The following is a 23,964-nucleotide window of genomic DNA, read 5'->3' as shown; positions in this document are numbered from 1 at the left end:
ATGTACTATTATATAAACTATCTGTGTGCAATGTACATAAGCCCGGTTGGCATTCCTGACTGGGTCAAGGAAAATTATACGCTGGACAGCACGTGGTACGACGGGAGGCTGCTCAAAAAAAATTGAATTCACAGCAGAAGATTGTGGTGGTGATAGTAAAATAAATTAATTTGCAGCGGTTTCTTTACATATTTATATCGAATATGTTAGTCTTAGTAAGATGCTGGCAGTACTATGTAACGAGGCATACAACTAATAAATAAAAGGGGTGATACTGTGTCTCAAACGAAAGAGACTAAGCATACGATGATCAAGGATTACAAGATACATGAGAAGGATACTGGCTCACCGGAAGTCCAGATAGCCCTCTTGAGCGACAGAATGAAGTACTTGTCCGAGCATTTCAAGACCCATACGAAAGACCATCACTCGCGGCGTGGACTTCTAAAGATAGTTGCAAGGAGAAAAAAACTCCTCGACTATCTGAAAACAACAGACATAAAACGTTATAAATCGCTAATCGAACGGTTAGGAATTAGAAAATAGAGGAGAAAATATTGACATCTACAGACGTCATAATCAGCGAAAAGAATCTGATATTGGAGACAGGGCTTATAGCCAAGCAGGCGGATGGTTCCGTCGTTGCCAGGTATGGTGATACGATGGTGCTGGCAACCGCTGTAGCCTCTAGGACAACCGTCGAAGGAAAGGATTTCTTTCCACTGACGATAGATTATATCGAAAAGGCATATGCTGCCGGTAAGATACCGGGTGGATTTTTGAAACGAGAGGGCAGGCTGTCAGAAAAAGAAGTCCTCACCTCACGCCTTATCGACAGACCAATAAGGCCGTTGTTCAAAAAGGGGTTTAATTCAGAGACGCAGGGCATCGTCTCGGTGCTTTCCTATGGCGATGAGAACATTGCAGACATACTTGGCATAACGGCAATATCGGCTGCGTTACTTATCTCAGACATCCCGTTTGAGGACGCGGTTGCGGCTGTCAGGGTAGGGCGTCTTGATGGAAATATTGTCATCAATCCCGGATTTGATGAGATGGCCTCGCTTGATTTGGCGCTGGTTGTTGCTGGCACGGCTGACGCCGTGACTATGGTAGAAGGCGGCGGTTTTGAAATACCGGAAGATGTGCTTGTGGCGGCAATAGACCGCGCCCACGAAGAGATCAAAAAAATAATCGGCGCTCAAAACCTTTTACGTGAGAAAGTCGGCAAACCAAAGCGCGCCGTGGCCGAGGTCAAAGAAAACGAGGCCCTTGCCGCATCAGTAAAAGAATCTTGTATTGCAAAGATGCAGGAATCGATTAGAATCCCTGATAAACTTAAACGACAAAAGACCCTCGATGGTATTCTCGATGAGACAATCAAACATCTGACTACCGCCGACCCCGAAGTCAATGTCAGGGAAATCGCGAAATATTTCGAACACTTGGAGCAAGACCTCGTAAGAAACTCAATCCTAAACGAAGGCATAAGGGCAGACGGCAGAGGTACGGATGAAGTCAGAAAAATAGACTGTCATCTGAACATGCTTCCGCGTGCTCACGGCTCTGCACTGTTTGTAAGGGGTGAGACGCAGGCCCTTGTCGCTGTAACCCTGGGGACATCGTCTGACGAGCAAAGGGTAGACTCACTCGACGGCGATACATACAAGTCCTTTATGCTTCACTATAACTTCCCGCCGTTTAGTGTTGGCGAGGTGAAGCCGTTGAGGTCCCCCGGTAGAAGAGAAATAGGACATGGGGCACTGGCTGAACGCTCTATTAAGGCAGTCCTCCCTGGTGCTGATGAGTTTCCATACACGATACGCATCGTGTCAGACATATTGGAGTCCAACGGGTCGTCGTCGATGGCCTCGGTATGCGGGTCAACGCTTGCCCTGATGGATGCCGGTGTGCCGATAAAGGCGCCTGTTGCTGGCATTGCGATGGGGCTTATCAAAGAAGGCGAAAAGGTTGTGGTGCTGACTGATATATTAGGTCTTGAGGACCACTTCGGAGATATGGATTTCAAGGTGTCAGGCACTACGACAGGGATAACTGCATTTCAAATGGATGTAAAGATAAAAGGTGTCAGCAGAGAGATAATGATCGGTGCACTCGAAAAGGCAAGACTTGGCAGGCTGCACATACTGGGTAAGATAAGTGAGGCAATCGCTGCACCGCGCGCTGACTTGTCGAAGAACGCACCGAGGATATTCCAGATGAAAATAAAGGCTGAGAAGATAAAAGACGTAATCGGCTCAGGCGGCAAGGTAATCAAGGGAATCATCGAGCAAACGGGCGTGAAGATAGACATAAATGATGAGGGGATTGTCACCATAGCCTCAAACGACGAGGCCTCGCTGTCAAAGGCAAGGGCAATCGTAGAGGGCATAGTCGAAGACGCTCAGGTTGGGCGCATATACACGGGCAAGGTCAAGAAGATAATGGACTTCGGCGCCTTCGTAGAAATCCTCCCGGGTACGGACGGGCTTTTACACATATCGCAAATCTCTGACAAACGTGTCAACAAGGTAACCGACGAGCTTAAAGAGGACGATGAGGTTGTGGTAAAGGTAATAGAGATAGACAGGGCTGGCAAAATAAAACTGAGCCGTAAAGAAGCTATGAAAGACGCTGCTAAACAAACTGCAACCTAGATTCAAAGGGGCGAAGCCCCGTTAGATGGGGTGCAGGGGACAGGTTCCCTGCCGGGAGTTTGAGGGCAGAGCCCTCATTCTTCATGTTGGTTATGAGACCATTAATAAATATGCGGCATAGGTAAAGATGAGGGATAATCTATTATCCCTTTTTTTTATTAAATAGAATTCAGAGGGGAGAAACTTGAGAAAAGGTTTTTTAGATAACGGCATCCCGGTAGTAATGGAGCGGATGACAGGTGTGCGCTCCGTATCAATGGGTATATGGGTTAAGATTGGGGCGAGATATGAACGGCTGGACAAAAACGGGATATCCCATTTCGTTGAGCATATGCTTTTTAAGGGCACAAAACATCGTACACAGAAGGACATCGCAATAGAAATTGACTCAATAGGCGGCGACATCAACGCCTTTACGTCCAGAGAAAACACCACATTCTACGTAAAACTCCTGAAAGATTTCACTGGCCAGGGCATAGACATACTCTCTGACATATATCTAAATTCACTGTTACAGGAAGATGACATAAAAAAGGAACAGGAGATAATCGGCGAAGAGATAAAGATGGTTGAAGACACCCCTGATGAATACATCCATGACCTGTTTTACGAGGATATATGGGGGAAAGACGGCCTTGGAATGAATATACTGGGTACTCAGGATACGGTGAACCTACTGGAGCGCGGTGACCTTGTAAGGCATATGGATAATCACTATGGGGTAAATGATATTGTAATCTCCGCCGCTGGCAATATCGATTATGAATCTATATTAAGGCAGTTTAATGAAAAGCTGGGATTTCAAAAAAATAAGTCTAAAGAGCAGGTAATAGTCAAAGAGGAGCAACCGGCGCAGTTTAACAGTTGTGTTAAAGTCCATAAGAAGGACTTGTCAGAGGTGCATTTGTGTATAGGTGTAAAGGGTGTAAAGCAGGACAGTATGCTGCGCTATCCATTTTTATTGTTAAACACGATACTTGGCGCTGGTGTAAGCTCGCGGCTTTTTCAGGAGATCAGGGAAAACCGTGGACTTGCCTATACGATATACTCATTTTTGTCGTCATACCATGACACAGGTGTGTTTGGGATATTTGCGGCAACTGGAAAAAAGAAATATGTAGAAGTCATTGAGACGATATTAAACGAAATAAAGTCCCTGAAAGACACATTAACAGAAAAGGAACTCCAAAGGGCAAAGAGCCAGTTAAAGGGTAACATCCTGCTTAACATGGAATCCTCCTCTGGCAGGATGCAAAACATAGCCAGACAGGAGATATACTATGGAAGATACTACCCGCCACAGGCAATCATAAGGGGCATTGATAAGGTAAAACTCTCAGATATCTGTGATGTCATAGACGGCTTCTTACATCCGTCCAAAAAGGTGATAACACTGCTGGGTCCGGCCTCCTTGAGCGCCCTGAAAGGGATTTGTTAAATTAAAGCTGGGAGAAGGGCTGCTTCTCCCAGTCGATTTTGAAGAATGAGGGCTCTGCCCTCAAACTCCCGGCAGGGAACTTGTCCCCTGCACCCCATCTAAAATACGATACCAATGACTACTCTGCGCCGATACCAATATAAGCCCGAAGTTTTTCCTTTTCGAACTTTTCCTGCGCTTCAGGCTCTCTCGACATCAGCGACACTAAAATACCTGTTAAAAAGGCAGCGCCCATGGATATCAGCCCCGGGTTTTTAAGAGGAAACAGTGCCTTCGGCATTTGAGCGCTGATTTCCTTTTTCTTGGCGTCCAGTTGGGCCTTCTCCTCGGAGATGGCCTTTGGGTCAGCGGCGGCCTTTTCGAGTTCTTCTACCTTAGCCTTTGACTGTGTCTCAGACTCGGTTATTTGCTTTTCTATGGCGGCCTTTTCTTTTGAGTGGAATACGTCAACCCACACTGTCGGGCTTATGATAATTAGCCCGGTTGCCAGAATAAGACCTGTCCAGATGCTGGCAACAGCGCCCTTGGTAGAGAAGTTTTTCCACATTATAGACATGACAAGCGCCGGGAAGTTTGCGCTGGCCGCCACTGCAAAGGCAAGCCCTACCATAAAGGCCACATTCTGCCCCTTAAACAGTATGCCTAGCAGCATTGCAGAAACACCAAGCCCGATTGTGGCCAACTTTGCAACCTTTACCTCATCATTTTCATTGGATTGGCCTCTTCTTATTACACCCACATAGAGGTCGTGAGACAGCGCTGAAGCACCGGCCAGCGTTAAGCCGGCCACTACTGCCAATATTGTAGCAAATGCTACAGCGGCCAGAAATCCAAGAAACACATGACCGCCAAGTGCCTCGGCAAGGAGAGGGGCTGCCATATTACCGCCCTTGTCTATGGCCATTATAACTTTCTTGCCTACTATCACTGCGGCGCCAAAGCCTATTGTCACCGTCAGGATATAAAAGTAGCCGATGAACCCCGTGGCATAGAAGACCGATTTTCTTGCTTCTTTGGCGTCTGGCACTGTGTAAAACCTCATGAGTATATGAGGGAGACCTGCGGTGCCGAACATCAGGGCAAGTCCCAGAGAAAACGCATCAATTGGACTTGTAATAAGTCCTCCAGGCTGGAGGAACTCTGGCCCATATTTTTCTGCGGCAGTGCCAAAGAGCGCCCCATAATTAAACCCAAACTTGGACAGTGTCATAATTACCAGTAAAGTAGCCCCTCCAAGTAAAAGTACTGCCTTGATGATTTGCACCCATGTGGTGGCCAGCATACCGCCAAATAGTACGTAGGCTATCATCAGGCACCCTACTATTATTATTGCCCATTCATAAGGAAGCCCAAACATCAGCTTTATCAGTGTGCCTGCCCCAACCATCTGGGCTATCAGATAAAATAACACGGTGACTAGTGACCCAGCAGCAGCCGACGTCCTGATAGGCATACGCTTTAGCCGGAAGGCGACTACGTCAGCAAATGTGTACTTGCCCAGATTGCGCAGCGGCTCTGCTATCAGAAACATGATTATCGGCCAGCCTACAAGCCAGCCAACCGAGTATATCAGACCGTCATAGCCCTTTGTTGAAACCAGTCCGGCGATTCCTAAAAACGAGGCGGCACTCATATAGTCCCCCGCCAGCGCCAGGCCGTTTTGAAACCCTGTGATGCTCCTTCCTGCTGCGTAAAACTCCTTCGTCGTCCTTGTCCGCTTTGCTGCCCAATATGTGATGCCCAGAGTGCTGACTACAAACAACAAAAAAAACGTTATTGAGACCGGATGAACCTGCCCAATGATTGACTGTGCCATGCCTTATCCCTCCACCTTATCTCTTACTTTCTTTACCAGCACGTCATAGGTGTTATTTGCCCAGCGAACATAAATCCCGGTCAATATCCACGACATCACAATAACACCAACGGCTATAGGAATCCCGATAGTGATACGCTCTGTCAGCATGGATGACAGAAATGGCTTGTTAAAGGCTATCAGTCCTATGAACCCGAAGTAGAATGTAAGTTCAAGTATGGTTAGCACTAAAGATATAGTGGATTTCTGTCCTGTGAGTTTTTTGAAATCTGGGTCTTCCTTATAATTGAAGCTGGTGCTGCTCATGTGCATCCTCCTTTTTGTCTTAGGTAATTAGAAATTACTAAACTCCCCCGGGGTGTGTATACCTCCTTTGGATGGATTTCCAATTCTCAGCAAATCGCCAATCTTTTGTACACCACAGTGCTGAAGGTCATGGGTAAAGCGTTGAAAAAGCTGGGCTGCTATGTAGGCGTCCATCATGGCGTTATGGCCTATTTCAGTTGATATGGAAAAATGTTTGGCTATTTCATAAAGTGACGGGTGTCTTGGAGCGTTATCCACATGGTAGTGTCTGTGTGACAACCATTTATAAACGGCCAGAGTGTCCACAGATTTGTTTCTGAACGGCCTTCCCGTGAGTTTTCTGATTTCCCTGCCTAAAAAGGCCATATCAATCTCCACACAGTGCCCTAATATAATATCATCCCCGCAGAAATCGATGAACTCCAGCAGCACTTTCTCTATACCGTCTGAGGCGTGAACGTCTGCCGGTGTAATGCCGTGAATCGTAATGCTTGGGCCGTGAAATGGGATTTTGGGGTTGATAAGCCTGTAAAAACACTCTGAGAGGAGAATCTTGCCTCCTGCCATTTTTACAGCGCCTATGGAGAGTATAGCGTCGCGTTTGTCATCAAGGCCGGTAAGCTCAAGGTCAACTGATACAAAGTCATGGGATGCTATTTGGGCGTTACGGTAACTGTTACCCCTTGAGAGGTTGAACAGCCTGTTGAGGCGCTTTACCATATCATATCTCTGTAGCGCTCTATGACCGTAGCCTGTATTTTTGCTATGATTTGAAATGCCTCCTTGATTGTTCTTTTCTGAAGATTTGTCAGTTTATCTGGCATGATAAAGTTATCCGGCGGCAGACCTTTTCTTATCTTTTCATACTGGTGCTGGATTCTCAGCAGCATGATAAACTCAAAGGCATGGACAAGCTCTTCGGCATACTCTTTTACTATGGAGTGGGTATCCATGAGCGCCTCTATGCGTTTTAGCGTGGGAGTTATGCTGAGACCTTTTTCAAGGGTAAACAGCCTGAGCAGGTCAACTACCGGTGTGATTCCCTTTATTTTCAGATTTAGCATGTCCTTGTGTTCGCCGCTTTTTTCAACGACAAAGGCCTTGAGGAAACCAATCGGTGGGGCGTTTCTTATGGAGAGGCTTGCCGCTTTGCCAAGCAGCAGCCTGTTGTCGGTTATATTGGACTGAAGACGCTGTCTGAATGCCGTTAACAGGCTCTCATCTCCATAAATAGCCCTGGAGTCAAAGAGCGTTACAGTGTTAAGAACGGCCTTCGGCGTAGGAGTGGCAGTCCATTTGATAGCATACTTTTTCCAAATTTTAAGCGGTTGACGCCATATAGGATTAGAGGCCATGTAGTTGGCAGGGCACGCCGGAAAGCCTACTTTGAGTAGACCATCGCGCACTAATGCCGAAAAACGTGAGAAATAGTCCCTTGCGGCATGGGCTTCATGTTCATCTGCTGGGTCACCATAGATAATCGCATTGTCCTGGTCGGTCTTAAATGTCTGTTCTTTCCTGCCCTCACTGCCATAAACTATCCATGCATAGGCCACCGGCGGTGGACCTAGTTCTGTTTCGGTCAGCGTTATTACCTTTCTTACGAGCCTGTCATTTATCTCAGCGATGATTCTCAGGATATTACTGGCCTTGGCACCGTCGCTAAGGAGCATGTTGTAGACGCCGTCTATCTTGCCGGAGACGGGAATAAGCCCGTTGACAGATGACTGGCTCTCAATATTTCGTACTATGGCAAGTGCAGAGGTGCCCTGCAAAAGCATCAGGTCGTGATTTGTTAGTATGCCCCACAGGTGTTGTTCTTTCAATACCACGAGATGGTGTATGTTATTTTTGACCATCTTTAGGACTGCCTCGTAGCAATAGTCCCCGGCGTCTACAGTGTGCAGATCACTGCTCATCACTGTACTAACCGGCGCGTTTACATCCATGCCCTGTGCGACTACCTTGTTGCGCATGTCACTGTCAGTAACAATACCGATAGGGGCGCCCTGTTTATTGAGGAATATTAGGGAACCAGTGTGACGTTCGGTCATAATCCTGGCTGCCTCTTTGATGGATATGTTCTCCGGGGCAGTTGCAAGATTCCTCTTTGCCACATCTCCAACATGGGTGCTAAAGAGTATCTTTTCACCGCAGCTATAGGTAAACTGGTCTTGCTTAACGGCATCAGAGGTGTGTAAAAATGACCTTGAGAACAGTTTCCTTGCCTCATCGTCCGTATCGATGAGGTTTTTAATCCTGTCCTTTCCCATCAGATAGCATATGGTGTCATCTATGGCCGTGATGTTGGTCCAGGGCACATCCTCGCCAAAGAGAGAAAGGTAGCCGAATACATCGCCTTCGCCCTTGTAATCGACTAACACCTCTTGCCCTCCATAGTCTAAAGACCTCTTTGCCCCGCCTTTTCTTATGACGTACAGATAGTCATCACCCTGACCGCCCTTTCTGGCAATTACGGCTCCCTTCGGGTAAAACTCTGATGCTATACCCTTAATCATGCCGCTGAGTGCCCTTTCGCTAAGAAACTGAAAGGGCGGCACTTTTCGCAAAAAAAGCACTACCTCGTCTAAGATCACAAAGACCCAGCTAAGACTTGCCCCATAGTAAGACTTACCCCTGCGCTGTGTTAGTACAGATTGGAATTAAAAATATCTCTTTAACAACCCCTCGAATGCCTGACCGTGACGTGCTTCATCTTTACACATTTCATGTACAGTGTCATGGATGGCATCGAGGTTTAACTGTTTGGCCTTAGTGGCAAGGTCTTTTTTCCCTTTACATGCGCCGTTTTCAGCGTCAACACGGGCTTTCAGATTTGCCTTCGTGTCTGCAACTAATACCTCACCGAGGAGTTCGGCAAACCTGGCCGCGTGCTCGGCCTCTTCAAAGGCTATCCTTTTGTATGCCTCGGCAACCTCTGGAAGTCCCTCTCTGTCGGCCTGTCTGCTCATGGCAAGGTACATCCCTACTTCTGTACACTCTCCCATAAAGTTGGCCCTGAGGCCTTCTAATATCTCTGCATCCACGCCTTTTGCCACACCTATCCTGTGTTCGTCTGCCCACTGAAGACCTTCTGAACTCTTTTCGATGAATTTATCAGCAGCAGCCCCACAGTGTGGACACTTATCCGGCGGCGCTGACCCTTCATGCACATAACCACATACGGTACATACAAATTTCTTCATAAACAATACCCCCTTAGATTAATTATTGTGACAAAAACTATAGACTATTCTCTCTGACATAATCAACAAAAATATAGCACACAGACGATACCAGATATGTTTAATTTAATTCACAAGTGTATTAAATTCAAAATTGAATATGCTACTATAATCTATAAGCGGTTATTAACTCACTATAAAGAGGGACGTATTATGAAATATCAAATCGGTACTGGTGCAGTATCAGGGGTTCATGTAGTTACAGGGGCATTTGGATATTCAGGTAAGTATATTGCTAAATTGCTGATACACGCCGGGGTTAAAGTGAAGACCATAACTAATTCGCCCGACCGGCCTAATTCTTTTGGCGGCAACATCGAGGTGTTTCCGTTTAATTTTGACAAACCTGAACTCCTCACAGACACACTCAAGGGCGCCGATTGCTTGTATAACACATACTGGGTCAGGTTTAATCATAAGCTGTTTAAACATGCAGATGCCGTTGACAACACGCTGACACTTTTTGATGCGGCTAAAAAGGCCGGAGTCAAGCGGATTGTCCACATAAGCATAACAAATCCAAAAGAGGACTCACCTCTGGAGTACTTCAGCGGGAAGGCAAGGCTGGAGCGTGCGCTGGTTGACTCCGGGATGTCCTACGCCATTTTGCGCCCTGCGGTCTTGTTCGGCAGGGAGGATATTTTAATCAACAATATCGCATGGTCTCTGAGGAATTTTCCCATGTTTGGCATATTCGGTGATGGCAGCTACAAGCTGCAGCCCATATATGTCAAAGACCTTGCAGAGCTGGCCATTGACATGGGTAAGATAAAGGAAAATATAATTATAGACGCCATAGGCCCTGAGACCTTTGCCTTTAGAGAGCTGGTTGAAACCATCGGGGAAATCATCGGCAAGCGAAGGCGAATCGTGCCTATCTCAGACGACCTGGGATATTACTTCGGCAGGTTTATGAAACAAATAACAGGGGATATACTGATTACACGGGAGGAGATAGAAGGCCTCAAGAGTAATCTGCTGTACGTACGTTCTCAGCCGACTGGTCAGACAAGTCTTACCCAATGGCTAAAGGAACATGCCTCTACGGTTGGAGTTCGCTACGCCAGTGAAATTGCGCGGCGGGTAGAGAGAACCGGTTCATACGCTTAACTGCGCGTGCCGATATAAATATTGCTAATAAATCTGGTATAATTGCCTGATGGCTTCCGATAAAGGGGTTGTGTACCCGAAAAGCCCGAAAAGCCCGAAAAGCCCGAAAAGATTGTTCATCGTAGTACTACTTTCTACGCTGCTGTTTTTTGCCGTAGTAATGTGGCAGAGCTTTGCTTCTATCAGGGATATTGGTCTGGTAAAGGCAAAGTATTTTCGCCTTCAGGAGCTTGTCGGCATTATCCTGGAAAAGGATGAGGTGTTGACAATGTCTGCCCGCATGGGGGCTGCTTCCGGTGATCAGCAGTGGGAAAAGCGGTATTCAGATGCCGTCCCCGTTCTTGATGCAGCTATCAAAGAGGCAATGAAACTATTGCCGGAAAAACAGCTTGTCAACAGTATTGCATCAACAGACGCAGCTAACTCTGAGCTTGTCAAAATGGAAAGACAATCCTTTAATTTAGTCAACGAAGGTAAATTAAAAGAGGCGGCAGCCTTATTATCCAGCAGTCAATATGTTGGGCAAGAGACCTTATATCACGAAGGTATTAATAAAGCTGTCGTATTCATGAAGACTGCAATTAAAGATGCCATCGAACAGCAGCAAAAGCGTGTATATACTACTATCATAATTATGCTCATAGTTATCATTGTAATGATTGGCTCATGGCTTAAGCTCCTGAAGACATACAAAGACTACAGTGCAAAGCAGGTTCAGGCAGAGAGCGTCCGGATAGATTCAGATGAGAAATCGCGGCAGACGGAAATCGCTCAGGCGCTGCAGACATGCAAGACGTATAAAGATTTTGGCAGCGTACTTATATCAAGTCTGGCTCCGGTCATGAATCTGGTATACGGCGCGTTTTATGTATGTGACCAGACACGTAAATCTTTGTTTAGATATGGCGGATATGCCTGTGAGGATGTTGACGGCGGGCAGACAATTAATTTGGGCCAGGGACTTGTCGGACAAGCCGCACTTGACAAGCGTGTGGTTTCTCTGGATTTATCAACTGGTGATAATATAGCCGTACCTTTTGGGTTAGGGAGGCTTGCTGTCAGAAATGTCCTGATAGTCCCGATACTACATAAAGGAGAGGTTCAGGCAGTTATAGAGCTTGGAACGCTGGGGGAATTTAACGAAAGACATAAAGGATTCCTCTATACCATGCTTCCTGTTATAGCGATGAATATAGAGATACTCTCGGCAAATATCGAAACTCGTGAACTACTTGAAATAAGCCAGGCCACGGCAAGAGACCTTGCACTTTCTCAAGCGCAGTTGAAGGCACGCGGTGATGATTTAGAGGCAAGCAAAGAAGTTCTGGCTCACGCCGAGGAGCGAAGCCGTCTGATTCTGACCTCTGTAAGTGACGGCATCGTAGGTCTGGACACAGACGGGAGGATGAGTTTTGTAAACCCTGCCGTCCCGCTATTACTAGGCTATACCGAAGATGAACTAATAGGGGAGCGTATGCACAGGCTAATGCACTACGCATATCCAGACGGCGGTGTCTTTCCCATAGGTGAATGTTCCATGTTTCTGACAAGTCAGGACGGGCTGCCCAGAAAGATTGACACTGAAGTACTGTGGCGCAAGGACGGTACGCCGCTGCCGGTAGAATATTCAACCACTCCGGTGTACAAGGCAGACCAAATAGTAGGCTCAGTCATCGTGTTTCATGATATTACAGACCGTAGGAGGACTGAAGAGCAGATACGTCTGGCCGGTTTCCTAAGTGACCAGGCGCTTGACCTGGCAAAGGCAGGCTATTGGCATGTCCCTCTGGACGGCTCTGGCTGGTATAACTCATCAGAGCGGTCAGTAAATGTGTTTGGCGATATACCGCGCGAGGGATGGCGCTATAGCCTTATGGAAGAATGGTTTGTAAATGTTGAAGCCGGAGATAAGGCAGCCTCAGAAAAGACGCTTGAGAACTTTCATGCGGCAGTTGAGGGACGAGTGCCGGAATATAACGCAATCTATGCCTATAAGCGCCCCATCGATGGACGTGTGGTCTGGATTCACGCGCTTGGCCGTGTGGTAAGAGACGCAAACGGTAAAGCAACAGACATGTACGGTGTAACGCAGGACATCACCGAGGCCAAACAAGCCGAAGACACCATACGCGAAAATGAGCGCCTGATGCGCTATATGCTGGAGTCCAGCCCTGTGGCGGTACGCATTATTAATGCCAAAACGCGTATGATTATCTTTGCTAACCAGTCATATGCAAAGATGCTTCATGCCACTTTGGAAGAAATCGCCGGACTTACTCCACGGCAGTTCTACCAGGACGAGCGGGTCTTTGACGAAATAACAGAGCGGCTGGGCAGCGGTGAAGACATACTTAACCAGCTGATTGGCATAAGGACAGCAGATCACATGGATATCTGGGTGATGTGTTCATATATCCACGTAAAATATGCAGGTGACGACTGCATACTGGGCTGGTTTTTTGATGTGACGCAGTTGCGGCGCGCTACAGAAATTGCAGAGGAAGCAACCAAGATGAAGTCAGATTTCCTTGCAAATATGAGCCACGAAATCCGCACCCCGATGAATGCCATTATTGGCATGTCACATCTGGCGCTGCAGACAAAACTCGATGCAAAACAGCGTAACTATATTGAAAAAGTGGAATCTGCCGCCAAGAATCTCCTGGGTATTATTAACGATATACTTGATTTCTCCAAAATAGAGGCTGGCAAGCTGCAGTTTGAAAATGCAGACTTCTATCTTGACGACGTTATGGAAAACCTTGCTGATGTCTCAGTAATAAAGGCTCAGGACAAGGGATTAGAGCTGATTTTTGACGTAGGAACCGATGTGCCGTCTGCCCTGATAGGTGATTCGCTGAGGCTTGGGCAGGTGCTGACTAACCTTGTCAATAATGCCGTGAAATTCACTGAAAAGGGAGAAGTCACAGTTGGAGTACAGCGCGCCGCTGCCTGTGCCATTGACTCATCGTCTGAAATATGGCTGCGTTTCAATGTTACAGACACTGGGATTGGCCTTACCGAAGAGCAGCGCAAGAAATTATTTATGGCCTTTTCTCAGGCAGACGGCTCTACATCGCGCAAGTACGGGGGCACGGGACTGGGGCTTACAATCAGTAAGCGCCTTGTAGAGATGATGGATGGAGAAATCGGTGTAGAGAGTACCCCTGGTGTTGGCAGTACGTTTTATTTTACCGCTAAATTCGGAGTGCAAACCGGACAGCGCATACTCTCAGACGCAACTGCAGACATGCAGGGACTGCGCATTCTGGTAGTTGACGATAACTCAAGCGCCAGAGAAATTATGCTTTCTATGTTAGTTGCCCTGAATTTTGAAGCAGCAGCCGTAAACAGCGGCATGGAGGCTATTGCTGAACTTGAGCGTGCACGCACTGAACACAAACCATATGGGCTTGTGCTTATGGACTGGCAGATGCCTGAGATGGACGGTATAGAAGCCATAAGGCGCATTCGTGCAGATGCAAATCTATCCAACACACCATCGTTTATAATGGTTACAGCATACAGCAAAGACGAGCTGATGTATCAGTTACAGGGCACTAGGATAGAAGGGCTGCTGGTCAAACCCGTAAGCCCATCAACGATGCTTGACAGTATACTTAACTCCTTTGGCAAAAGTGCCGGTCAGCGCCAACGCAAACAACATAAGCAGGATAATTTCAAAGAGGCTGAACAGCTCATGCGTGGCGCATACATATTGCTTGTTGAGGACAACCCTGTCAATCAGGAACTGGCGCTTGAGATTCTCGAGGGCGCGGGGATGCGTGTAGATGTTGCCGGTAATGGTGTGGAGGCAGTTGAGAAAGTTGGACTTGCCCCATATGATGCTGTGCTTATGGATTGCCAGATGCCTGTGATGGACGGCTTTGAGGCCACACGCAGGATTCGGGAGGATAAACGGTTTGCTGAACTTCCCATACTGGCCATGACTGCCAATGCTATGGCCGGAGACAGGGAAAAGTGTCTTGAGTGCGGGATGAACGCTCATATTGGCAAACCTATTGATATAGGGCAGCTCTTTGAGACATTGGCCTGCTGGGTAAAGCCGAAGAACGCCGTTGCTGAATCGGCTGAACTAAGCGTGGTCAACGCGTCGGCAAAAGACAGCACATTGCCAAAGATAGACGGCCTTGAAATAGAAACTGCCTTAAACCGCGTTGGCGGTAACATAACACTGCTGCGTAAACTAATCGGGCGTTTTAAGGAGACACAGTCAGACGTAATAACAAGGATTAAATCGGCCATAGACATAAACGATACTGAAACGGCAACACGTGAGGCCCACACACTAAAGGGGCTTGCCGGTAACATCGGGGCAACCAAGATGTTCGGGTTGGCGGCTAATGTAGAAGGTATTTTAAACAGGGGTGAGGCAGATGCCCTGCCACAGGCGATTGAAGAGACAGAGATGGAACTCTATGACCTTCTGGGCAGGATTTCAATAGGGATGCCGCAAGGGGTTGAAGCGGCAAAGGCGGCAGTTGCTGTGAACATGAATGTCCTCACTGTTGAGATGAGCAAACTTGCGGCATTTTTGGCGGATGACGATTCACAGGCCGCCGATATGATAGACGGCGTAGTTGATATGCTTAAGTCTGTGGGACATGGAACGTCGGCAAAAAGGGTGCAGGCAAGTATAGCGAATTTTGATTATGAGGATGCGCTGGTCAAGCTCAGAGAAATAGCGCAAGCTGTGGGGGCAGCTATATAATGGCGTTAAGGCGATATATAAAGACAGGCATACTTATAATTTTGATGACTGTGGTTTTTGCCGGTACTGTAACACCAGAGCCCGTGCCAGACAACATTGGATTGACACAGGAGGAAAAGGAATTTATCAAGGGCAGGAAGATGCGTTTAGGGGTAGATTCAGCTCGTCCACCCTATGAATTCATAGACGAAACAGGGGTCTACTCCGGCATCAGCGCTGGCTTTATAGAAACTTGTGCCAAACGCCTCGGTATCGAAATTGTCCTTGTGCCAGGCCTTAATGTTGGTGCCGCTATGAAGAAAATGAAAGAAGGTGAAATAGACCTGATCCCCAAGATTTCACCTGACCCGGAACGCGCAAAAAGTATCCTGTTCACAAAGCCATACTCCACATTTGCCGCTGTTATTGTTACACGTAAGGATGTTCGGCGCATAAGTGGAGTAGACAATCTTGAGGGCCTTAAGGTTGCCGTGTTAAAAGGGTTGATAGTCGAGACACGCATCAAGCGTGACTACCCGAATATGCCGTTGATTTCGATTTCTGATATAAAAACTGCCCTATTAGACCTTTCCGCGGGAAAAATTGATGTGTTAATAGACAATATGGCAATCGTATCTTATAACATTGACAGGCTTGGGCTTAATAACCTTAAAATCGCAGGGCATACCCCTTACCACTATGATATGGCCTTTGGCATAAGAAAAGACTGGCCTCTCCTCGCATCAGCCCTTGATAAAACCCTGTCTGGCATGTCTAAGAAGGAAAAGACAGTGATAAATGACCGGTGGCTTACGGTTGAGTATCAGCAGGTAATCAACTGGAGGATAGTTGGCCCTATTGCCGGGGCATTGATTGTTATAATCGTTTTTGTTGTCATTTGGAACAGGCGTTTGAGGGCAGTTGTAAGACAACGGGAGGAGGTTCAACAGGAGCTTAAGCAGTATGCACAGGAGCTTGAATCCCGTGCTGCAATAAAGTCGCACATCTCTCAGATCTCCTCGGTGCTTCAAAAGGCCGTGACGCTTGAGGAGCTGGCTGTGCAATTGCTGTCTCATCTTGCCCCTTTAGTTGGTGCGGCCTATGGCGTGTTATATGTCTTTGACAAGGAAAGTAATATGCTTCGTTCAGCCGGGGGATATGGCTGTGTTGTAAAGGAAAAGACCTTTGCCATCGGGCAGGGACTAGTTGGGCAGTGTGCCTTTGAGCAGGCACCGATTAAAATAACCGGTCAATCCGGCCCGTCAGGTTCAGATATAAAAATCAACTGGGGAGCAGGCGAGGCTTTACCAAAGGAGATAATTGTCCTGCCTATTATACAAAATGCTGTGGCGCTTGGGGTTATAGAACTGGCAGGTATGGCGGTCTTCAGCAAAGACGCCCTGTTACTACTTGATGAGCTGATGCCCATAATTGCGATGAATATAGAAATCCTTACCCGTAATCTGCGTACCAATGAACTGCTTGAGGCAACGCGCCAGCTTGCCAGCAAGCTCAATACCCAGCAGAGGATGTTGAAGGAAACCGAAACCTGGTACCATGACATAATCGAATCCTCTCCCAATGGAATACTGGTAGTGAACCAGACAGGGGAGATAATACTATCCAATCTTATGGCAGACAGGACATTTGGATACGACAGCGGTGAACTCATCGGTAAGTGCATTGATATACTGGTTCCTAAAAGCATACGGGCAGGTCATCCTGCTAAACGAGACTCTTTTTTTAAGCAGACTGAAATGCACAGCGGAATTAACGTTAGTGAAGTTACCGTTACAGGGGTTCGCAAAGACGGCACTGAGTTTCCTGCGCTGTTAGGGCTTTCGCCGCTGCGTGAGGATGTTTTAAGGGGGAGGTGTGTCTGCGCCTCGATTAAAGACATTTCGGCATTAAGGGCTAATGCGGACGTTGGATGATTTGTTTTAGCTTGACAAGCTATGCCTGATTTTGTGAAAAGTAAGTCATATGAATGAAGACAAGAAGATAATTATTATTGCCGGCCCGAACGGCGCAGGTAAAACAACTTTTGCCCTTGAATTTCTGCCAAGGGAGGCACACTGTCCCGTCTTTGTGAATGCGGATCTTATTGCGTCGGGTATTTCCCCGTTTTTCCCCGAAAAAGCCTCTTTTCATGCTGGAAGAATCATGCTCGATGAAATCAAAAGACATGTCTCAAAAGGTGAGAGCTTTGCCTTTGAAACAACTTTAAGCGGCAGAATATACGCAACAATGATCCCTCAATGGCGGCGAATTGGTTATAAAATAAAACTGATTTTCCTTTATCTGACAAATGTTGCGACCGCGGTGGAACGGGTAAAAAATCGTGTAAAACAAGGCGGGCACAATGTTCCCGTAAAGACCATCAGATGCAGGTATGAAAAAGGCTGGCACAACTTTCAGCATCTTTACAAACAATTGGTGGACGCATGGATTGTTTTTGACAATTCTGGTGAGCGGCCAAAACTTCTCGATGAAGGAGAAAAAGATTGAATAAAGAAAAAATACAGGCTCAGGATGTTGATCTTGCTAAGGCAGAGATTGCGCTGCGGCGTGCGGCTGCCAAAGCGAAAAAGATTGCCGAGAAAACGAATACCCCCCTGGTTGTGTATGAAGGAGGATGTATAGTCAAGAAGTTTTCCGAAAAGCAAGGCACTCGAAACCATCGCAGTCGTGAGAGTTGACCCTAATTAGTGACACTCATTAGGGTCAGCGACCATTTACGGCTATTAAGAGGCTTCTTGAACATTAGACTATTAGGATTCTTTTGTCTAATCTTGAACTCTGTCATGGTTTGAGTGGGGTCTTTTTCCAATTTATTGGGGGAACTCATGGTTGTGAATTAACCTTGATTTTCAATAGTATAATCAGACATAATGTACCACAGGGAAATACGGCGGCTTGAAAACGGGGGTGTAATGGACAGACAAGTGAAGATGCTCATCGGCGTATTAAAGAACAGCAGGGTCTTTTCACATTTGTCCGATGAGGAGCTGCAGCATGTTATCAGCAGGGTACAAATTCGCGAGTATAGTAAAAACTCCAAATTTATGCACGAGGGCGATACCAATAATTTTATGTACCTGATTGTATATGGCCGGGTAAAAATCAGCATATTTAATGCAGAAGGCAAAGAAACAATAGTAGCAATCAGACAAGGTGGAGACTATTTTGGCGAAATGTCATTGATTGACGGCAAGACCAACAGCGCCACCGTATGTGCTATGGAAAAGACCCTGATTGCAGTGATTTTTAAAGATGATTTCTGTCACTTGCTCCATTCCCAGCCTAAACTCCTGTTTGGTGTGATGCGCGAGTTGTGCTTCCGCCTGCGGGAGGCCAATGAGATAATTGAGAGACTGTCATATAACAAGGCCACGCAGAAGCTGGGCCTGCTGTTTAAAAACTATATCAACCGCTATGGAAAAAAGGACAATGGCTCTATTGTCTTAACCATTAAGCTGACCCATCAGGATATTGCCGATATGAGCGGTCTGGTGCGTGAAACAGTCACCGCTACCATAAATCAATGGAAGACTGACGGCTATCTCAGCACTAATGAAGACGGTCTGTTTTGTTTTTCTCCCAGTTTTTTAGAAAACTTTCCAATTTTGTAGTTTGAATTACACAGGGTATGTAATTCAGACGACATACTCAGGGTCAAACTATTTGTTATCCTAAAATCAAGGTTGTAAAATAAAACTCAGGAGGATAACATGAAAAGGACGATTTTAGTAGCAGGGTTAGTGTTAGTATCGATTTGTGTGTTAATAGGAGTAGCTTTTGCTGGTGAAAGTCTAAGGCCGGTAGAGTTAAAGGCCGCTATTGAGGCAGCCGGGGCGCAGTGGCACTCAGGTGAGACACACATATCAGCAATGACCGAGCAGCAGAGAAAGGGCCTGTTAGGACTTCTTGAACCGGACTTAGGCGACCATAGGAAAATAGCCCTTGCCCCGCTGTCAGAAGCGGCAGCGCTGCCGACAAGCCTTGACTGGAGAAATAATAACGGCAACTGGGTTACTTCTGTAAAAAATCAGGGAAACTGCGGCTCTTGCTGGGCATTTGCTACGACGGCGGCCTTGGAATCCTATACATTGAGGAAAAGCAATACTCCGGGCGCGGACAACAACACTCCCAATGCGCTGGACTTGTCCGAGCAGGTGACGCTGTCATGCAGCGGCGCCGGTTCTTGTAACGGTGGGTATATCCACTATGCCTCAGACTTTTTACGCAACTCGGGTGACCCTGTGGAGTCATGCTACGCGTATACGGCAGCCAATGGTTCATGCTCAAGCGCCTGTGCTAGCCGCACCTCTGCTGCGTACACAATCCCATCGTGGCAATGGGTTACCACTACTGCCCCTACTGTTGATAAGTTAAAAAATGCACTCAACACGTATGGCCCAGTAGTAACTACGTTGAGGATTTACTATGATTTCTATTACTACAAAGGTGGTATCTACAGCTACGTAAGCGGCTCATATCAGGGAAATCACGCCGTATTACTCGTGGGATACAACGATGAACAGCAGTATTTTATAGTAAAAAATTCATGGAGCAAGTCTTTTGGTGAAAAAGGCTACTTCAGAATTGCGTACTCCCAGGTTACAGGCGTAGTAGGATTTGGCGCATACACAATAGCATACCCGCAAACTGGATTAATGCTGAACCCGAGTTCCTTGTCATTAACAGCCGGGGCGTCTGGCGCTGTTACAGTCTCAGGCGGGAAGTCCCCATACACAGCCACCTCTGCAAACGCCCAAATTGCAACGGCAGCCGTAAATGGCTCAACTGTTACAATTACTGGTGCTTCGGGCGGTCAAACAACTATTACCGTAAAAGACAGCTCCGGCACCACTGCAAACGTCACCGTAACTGTCTCTTCTTCAGCAGCAGTACCGGGGGCACCTGTGATAACTGCAGTAACAGCGGGTAATGCTCAGGTCTCGGTATCTTTCAAAGCACCGGCATCAAACGGTGGCAGTGCGATAACAAAATATACGGTAACATCCACCCCAGGCGGTGTGACGGCAACCGGTACGGCATCACCGATTACAGTAACAGGTCTGACAAACGGCACGGCTTACACATTTACTGTTAAGGCAACTAATGCCAATGGTACAGGCCCGGCGTCTGCCTCTTCAAGCAGCATAACACCAGCGGCCTCTGCACCAGGGGCGCCGACGGCAGTTACTGCTACACCAGGAAATGCTCAGGCAACAGTTAGTTTCAAAGCACCGGCATCAAACGGTGGCAGCACAATAACAAAATATACGGTAACATCAAACACTGGCGTGACAGCAACCGGTACGGCATCACCAATTACAGTAACCGGCCTGACAAACGGCACGGCTTACACGTTTACTGTAAAGGCAACAAACGCAGCCGGTACAGGTACAGCGTCATTGGCTTCAAACAGTGTAACGCCTGCAGCAGTCCCCGGGGCGCCGACGGCAGTTACTGCTGTGCCCGGAAATGCTCAGGCAACAGTAAGTTTCACAGCGCCGACATCAAATGGTGGCAGTGAGATAACAAAATATACGGTAACATCCAACACTGGCGTGACAGCAACCGGTACTGCGTCACCGATTACAGTAATCGGCCTGACAAACGGTACTGCTTATACCTTTACGGTAAAGGCAGCTAACGCAGTCGGCACAGGTGCCGCATCATCTGCCTCGAACAGTGTAACACCTTTGGCTACAATCACCACTACTACTATTGCTGCCATTGCCGCAGGGGATTACCACACAGTAGCGTTGAGCAGCGATGGTACTGTCTGGTCATGGGGATTAAACTATGCAGGTATGTTAGGCAACGCTACCACTACGAACAGTAATGTACCGGTGCGGGTAAGCGATTTAAGTGGAGTCACTGCCATTTCCGCTGGGATTTATCACACGGCAGCGTTGAAGAGCGATGGTAGTGTCTGGACATGGGGTCGTAACTACGAAGGTGAGTTAGGCAACGGCACCAATACTGACAGCAATAAGCCTGTCCAGGCAAGCGGTTTAACCGGAGTTACTGCTATTGCCGCTGGCGGGTTCCACACAATGGCTCTAAAGAACGATGGAACTGTCTGGGTATGGGGTTACAACGCTTATGGTCAGTTAGGTAACGCCACCAATACCAATAGCAATAAGCCTGTGCAGTTGAACAGTTTAACCGAAGTAATTGCTATCGCCAGCGGTGGTTACCATTCGATGGCGCTCAAGAGCGACGGAACTGTCTGGAGCTGGGGATATAATGGTTACGGTGAATTAGGAAATGGTTCAATTGTAAGCAGTAATAAGCCCGTACAGGTAAGTGGTTTAAGCGGAGTTACTGCTATCTCCGGCGGCATGTTCCACTCGATAGCACTGAAGAGCGATGGCAGCGTGTGGGGTTGGGGATATAATGGCAGCGGTGCATTAGGCAACAGTAGTTACACTAACAGCAATAAGCCTGTGCAGGTAACGGGGTTAAGCGGAGTTACTGCTGTCTCCGCCGGATATTACCATGCGATGGCGCTCAAGGGCGACGGAACTGTGTGGGATTGGGGATATAATGTGGTTGGTGCGTTAGGCAATGGTACGAACACGACAAGCAATAAACCTGTACAGGTAACTAGTCTGACCGGAGTTGCAGCTATAGCCGGAGGTGGATATCACTCAGCAGCACTGAAGAAGGATTGGACAGTCTGGACATGGGGATACAACCATTACGGCCAACTTGGCAACGGCAAGAACACGAACACTAATACGCCGGGAAAGGTTGCGCTGTAGCTGCTGCACTTAAGTAATAGTGGTGAGAGCATTACACATTACAAAAATGGGGGGGGCTGCTGCCTCCCCTGCTTTTTAACAGTATATCCCCAGGGCAAACGCATTTGAAAATTTCAACAGCTAATTTTCCATTGAAAAGATAGGGTCATTTACGCTAAACTATAATACTATGGTGAATCACGAAGTTAATTTAATCAAAAACAAGACTTATACATTTAAAGTCGTGATAGAGCTGGACGAAGACCGCTGGTTTGCTTACTGTCCTGCCCTGCACACTAAGGGAGCAGCTACGTGGGGCTATACTCAGGAAGAAGCCCTCAAAAACATACGCGAAGTAGTGGAAATGACAGTGGAAACCATGGCTGAAGACAACGAACCCATACCAGAAAGTGAAGAGACCGGGGTAAAAATATTTTCCGAGGTGCTGGTAGCCGTAGTAGTCTAGCCCATGCCAATTGATTATAAACAGCTTAGAAGTCTCAAAGCTTAATTGGCAAAGATATAGTACATGGTTACATCATGAATTATTCAGGCATCCCCAAATAATCCATGACGTTGTTATTTTATTTCTTATCTTTCGTGGGTTGAGTGTCAGCCGGTTTTTGTGCGGGTGCTTCAGTAGCTTCCGGCTTTGCTGCGTCTTCTGGCTTAACTCCGGCAGCGCCGAATGGAATATTGGTGTTTGTCCCCGGCGCTTGCTGTGCCGCAGGCTTCGGCCCGACGATTATTGATGTCTTCTTTGCCTCGACTATCGCAAGCAGCAGTGATGTTAGCATGAACACTACCGCCCCTATAGTTGTCATTTTTGCAAGAAACGTCTGCCCGCCTCTTGCTCCGAAGACCGTCTGGCTTGAGCCGCCAAACGCTGCCCCCATCTGCGAACCCTTCGAACTTTGCACCAGCACTACCAACACCAAAAAAACACACACTAACACATGAAATATCAAAAGTAATGTCGCCATCAGTGTTATCCGAACTTCACTATTTTTTCAAAACTATCAGGCTTGAGGCTTGCCCCGCCCACAAGTGCGCCGTCTACGTCGGGCTTGGACATTATCTCAGTTACGTTGTCAGGCTTTACGCTGCCGCCGTAGAGTATCCTTATATCATCGGCCTTTGCGCCGTACATGTCCCTAAGTCTGTCTCTTACAAAGGCATGTGCCTCCTGCGCCTGGTCAGGGGTTGCCGTCACACCCGTCCCGATTGCCCAGATAGGCTCATATGCTACTACCAGATTGTCTGTGTCTACATCTTTGAGACCGCCTTCGACTTCGCGTTTGATTATGTCGAACATCTTGCCGGAGTTGCGCTCATCTAATGATTCCCCGATGCAGAATATCACGCCAAGCCCGGCTGCCTTCGCCGCCTTTGTCTTTTTATTGAGAAAGTCATCTGACTCATTAAAGTATTGCCTTCTTTCAGAGTGTCCAACAATGACCCACTTACAGCCTACATCGAGAATCATCTTTGCCGAGACCTCGCCGGTGTATGCGCCCTCTGCCTCAAAATACAAATCCTGAGCGCTCAACATCACATTGCTTCCTTTTAACAAATCACCGGCCAATGACAGGGATATAAACGGCGGTGCCAGCACTATGTCTACATTGTCAACGGCCTTAACCGCAGGCAGAAAATTAGTTATAAAATCTTTTGTCTCTCCAGTAGTCTTATACATCTTCCAGTTTGCAGCTATAAATGGCTTACGCATAGTCACTCCTTATTGTTAGCAGTTATTCGCAAAGTTCCGCCGCTTAAGACAGCCTCAGAATGATATATTATTTAGCCGCGATATGTCAAGAACTGAATAATATTGAGAGTATCACCTAAAGATAGATAGTAATTCATTAATATTTCCATTAACTCTAAATCTTGCGAACAGGCGCATACTCACCTCCATCATAT

18 protein-coding genes are annotated in these 23,964 nt (G+C 47.1%); 11 read left to right on the top strand and 7 right to left on the bottom strand.

The genetic code is table 11. The features are described 5' to 3' along the window. Positions 1-276 precede the first annotated feature (276 nt). The 3 genes from rpsO (at position 277) to ASN18_RS00080 (ending at position 4,095) form a co-directional block, all read left to right on the top strand. Entirely contained in the window at positions 277-546 is a 270-nt protein-coding gene (rpsO, locus tag ASN18_RS00090) for a 30S ribosomal protein S15 (protein WP_085050561.1), read from the top strand. 8 nt (positions 547-554) lie between these two features. Continuing rightward, positions 555-2,657 carry a polyribonucleotide nucleotidyltransferase gene (pnp, locus tag ASN18_RS00085; protein ID WP_085050560.1) on the top strand — a complete coding sequence of 701 codons (2,103 nt, stop codon included), beginning with the start codon at positions 555-557 and terminating at the stop codon, positions 2,655-2,657. Positions 2,658-2,841: 184 nt separating this feature from the next. Next, positions 2,842-4,095 (top strand): M16 family metallopeptidase, encoded by a 1,254-nt coding sequence (locus ASN18_RS00080; protein WP_085050559.1) that lies wholly within the window; start codon positions 2,842-2,844, stop codon positions 4,093-4,095. 118 nt (positions 4,096-4,213) lie between these two features. Here the strand turns inward: ASN18_RS00080 and ASN18_RS00075 are convergent, their stop codons facing one another. The 5 genes from ASN18_RS00075 to ASN18_RS00055 form a co-directional block, all read right to left on the bottom strand. Next, the gene (locus tag ASN18_RS00075) at positions 4,214-5,911 is read right to left on the bottom strand and encodes a sodium:solute symporter family transporter (protein WP_085050558.1); all 1,698 of its coding nucleotides are present in this window, start codon (positions 5,909-5,911) and stop codon (positions 4,214-4,216) included. 3 nt (positions 5,912-5,914) lie between these two features. Beyond that, the gene (locus tag ASN18_RS00070; protein ID WP_085050557.1) at positions 5,915-6,217 is read right to left on the bottom strand and encodes a DUF485 domain-containing protein; all 303 of its coding nucleotides are present in this window, start codon (positions 6,215-6,217) and stop codon (positions 5,915-5,917) included. A 27-nt stretch (positions 6,218-6,244) separates the two neighbouring features. Further along, entirely contained in the window at positions 6,245-6,937 is a 693-nt protein-coding gene (locus ASN18_RS00065) for a 3'-5' exonuclease (protein ID WP_085050556.1), read from the bottom strand. Continuing rightward, on the bottom strand, positions 6,931-8,814 hold the full coding sequence (locus ASN18_RS00060) for a DUF294 nucleotidyltransferase-like domain-containing protein (RefSeq protein ID WP_085050555.1): 1,884 nt from the start codon (positions 8,812-8,814) through the stop codon (positions 6,931-6,933). The genes ASN18_RS00065 and ASN18_RS00060 overlap by 7 nt, the downstream gene beginning before the upstream one ends. Positions 8,815-8,880: 66 nt before the next feature. Then, on the bottom strand, positions 8,881-9,423 hold the full coding sequence (locus ASN18_RS00055; RefSeq protein WP_085050554.1) for an NADH peroxidase: 543 nt from the start codon (positions 9,421-9,423) through the stop codon (positions 8,881-8,883). A gap of 192 nt (positions 9,424-9,615) precedes the next feature. Here ASN18_RS00055 and ASN18_RS00050 point away from each other — a divergent pair, with 192 nt between their 5' ends. From ASN18_RS00050 to ASN18_RS00015, 8 genes are all read left to right on the top strand, one after another. Beyond that, a complete protein-coding gene (locus ASN18_RS00050) occupies positions 9,616-10,572 on the top strand; it encodes an SDR family oxidoreductase (RefSeq protein WP_085050553.1) in 957 nt (318 codons plus the stop codon). Positions 10,573-10,621: 49 nt separating this feature from the next. After that, a complete protein-coding gene (locus ASN18_RS00045) occupies positions 10,622-15,304 on the top strand; it encodes a response regulator (protein ID WP_085050552.1) in 4,683 nt (1,560 codons plus the stop codon). Then, entirely contained in the window at positions 15,304-17,217 is a 1,914-nt protein-coding gene (locus ASN18_RS00040) for a transporter substrate-binding domain-containing protein (RefSeq protein ID WP_085050551.1), read from the top strand. Before ASN18_RS00045 ends, ASN18_RS00040 begins: the two co-directional genes overlap by 1 nt. Positions 17,218-17,266: 49 nt before the next feature. After that, positions 17,267-17,791 (top strand): ATPase, encoded by a 525-nt coding sequence (locus tag ASN18_RS00035; RefSeq protein WP_085050550.1) that lies wholly within the window; start codon positions 17,267-17,269, stop codon positions 17,789-17,791. Next, positions 17,788-17,982, top strand: coding sequence for a hypothetical protein (locus ASN18_RS00030; RefSeq protein WP_085050549.1), 195 nt, complete (start codon positions 17,788-17,790; stop codon positions 17,980-17,982). The genes ASN18_RS00035 and ASN18_RS00030 overlap by 4 nt, the downstream gene beginning before the upstream one ends. Before the next feature lie 234 nt (positions 17,983-18,216). Continuing rightward, positions 18,217-18,915 (top strand): Crp/Fnr family transcriptional regulator, encoded by a 699-nt coding sequence (locus ASN18_RS00025; RefSeq protein WP_236861387.1) that lies wholly within the window; start codon positions 18,217-18,219, stop codon positions 18,913-18,915. Positions 18,916-19,014: 99 nt separating this feature from the next. Then, positions 19,015-22,062: an RCC1 domain-containing protein gene (locus ASN18_RS00020; RefSeq protein ID WP_085050547.1), complete on the top strand. Its 3,048-nt coding sequence runs from the start codon at positions 19,015-19,017 to the stop codon at positions 22,060-22,062. A 169-nt stretch (positions 22,063-22,231) separates the two neighbouring features. Then, a complete protein-coding gene (locus ASN18_RS00015) occupies positions 22,232-22,507 on the top strand; it encodes a type II toxin-antitoxin system HicB family antitoxin (protein WP_085050546.1) in 276 nt (91 codons plus the stop codon). 118 nt (positions 22,508-22,625) lie between these two features. On the opposite strand, the gene secG is transcribed toward ASN18_RS00015, so the two are convergent. Further along, positions 22,626-23,024 (bottom strand): preprotein translocase subunit SecG, encoded by a 399-nt coding sequence (gene secG, locus ASN18_RS00010; protein ID WP_085050545.1) that lies wholly within the window; start codon positions 23,022-23,024, stop codon positions 22,626-22,628. Positions 23,025-23,029: 5 nt separating this feature from the next. Further along, a complete protein-coding gene (tpiA, locus tag ASN18_RS00005; RefSeq protein WP_085050544.1) occupies positions 23,030-23,770 on the bottom strand; it encodes a triose-phosphate isomerase in 741 nt (246 codons plus the stop codon). Between the last annotated feature and the right edge of the window lie 194 nt (positions 23,771-23,964).

Origin of the sequence: Candidatus Magnetominusculus xianensis, assembly GCA_001541255.1 — a bacterium.
Classification (GTDB): Bacteria; Nitrospirota; Thermodesulfovibrionia; order Thermodesulfovibrionales; family Magnetobacteriaceae; genus Magnetominusculus; species Magnetominusculus xianensis.
Note: the sequence above shows the minus strand (reverse complement) of the source record. Positions and strands in the feature narration are given on the sequence as shown.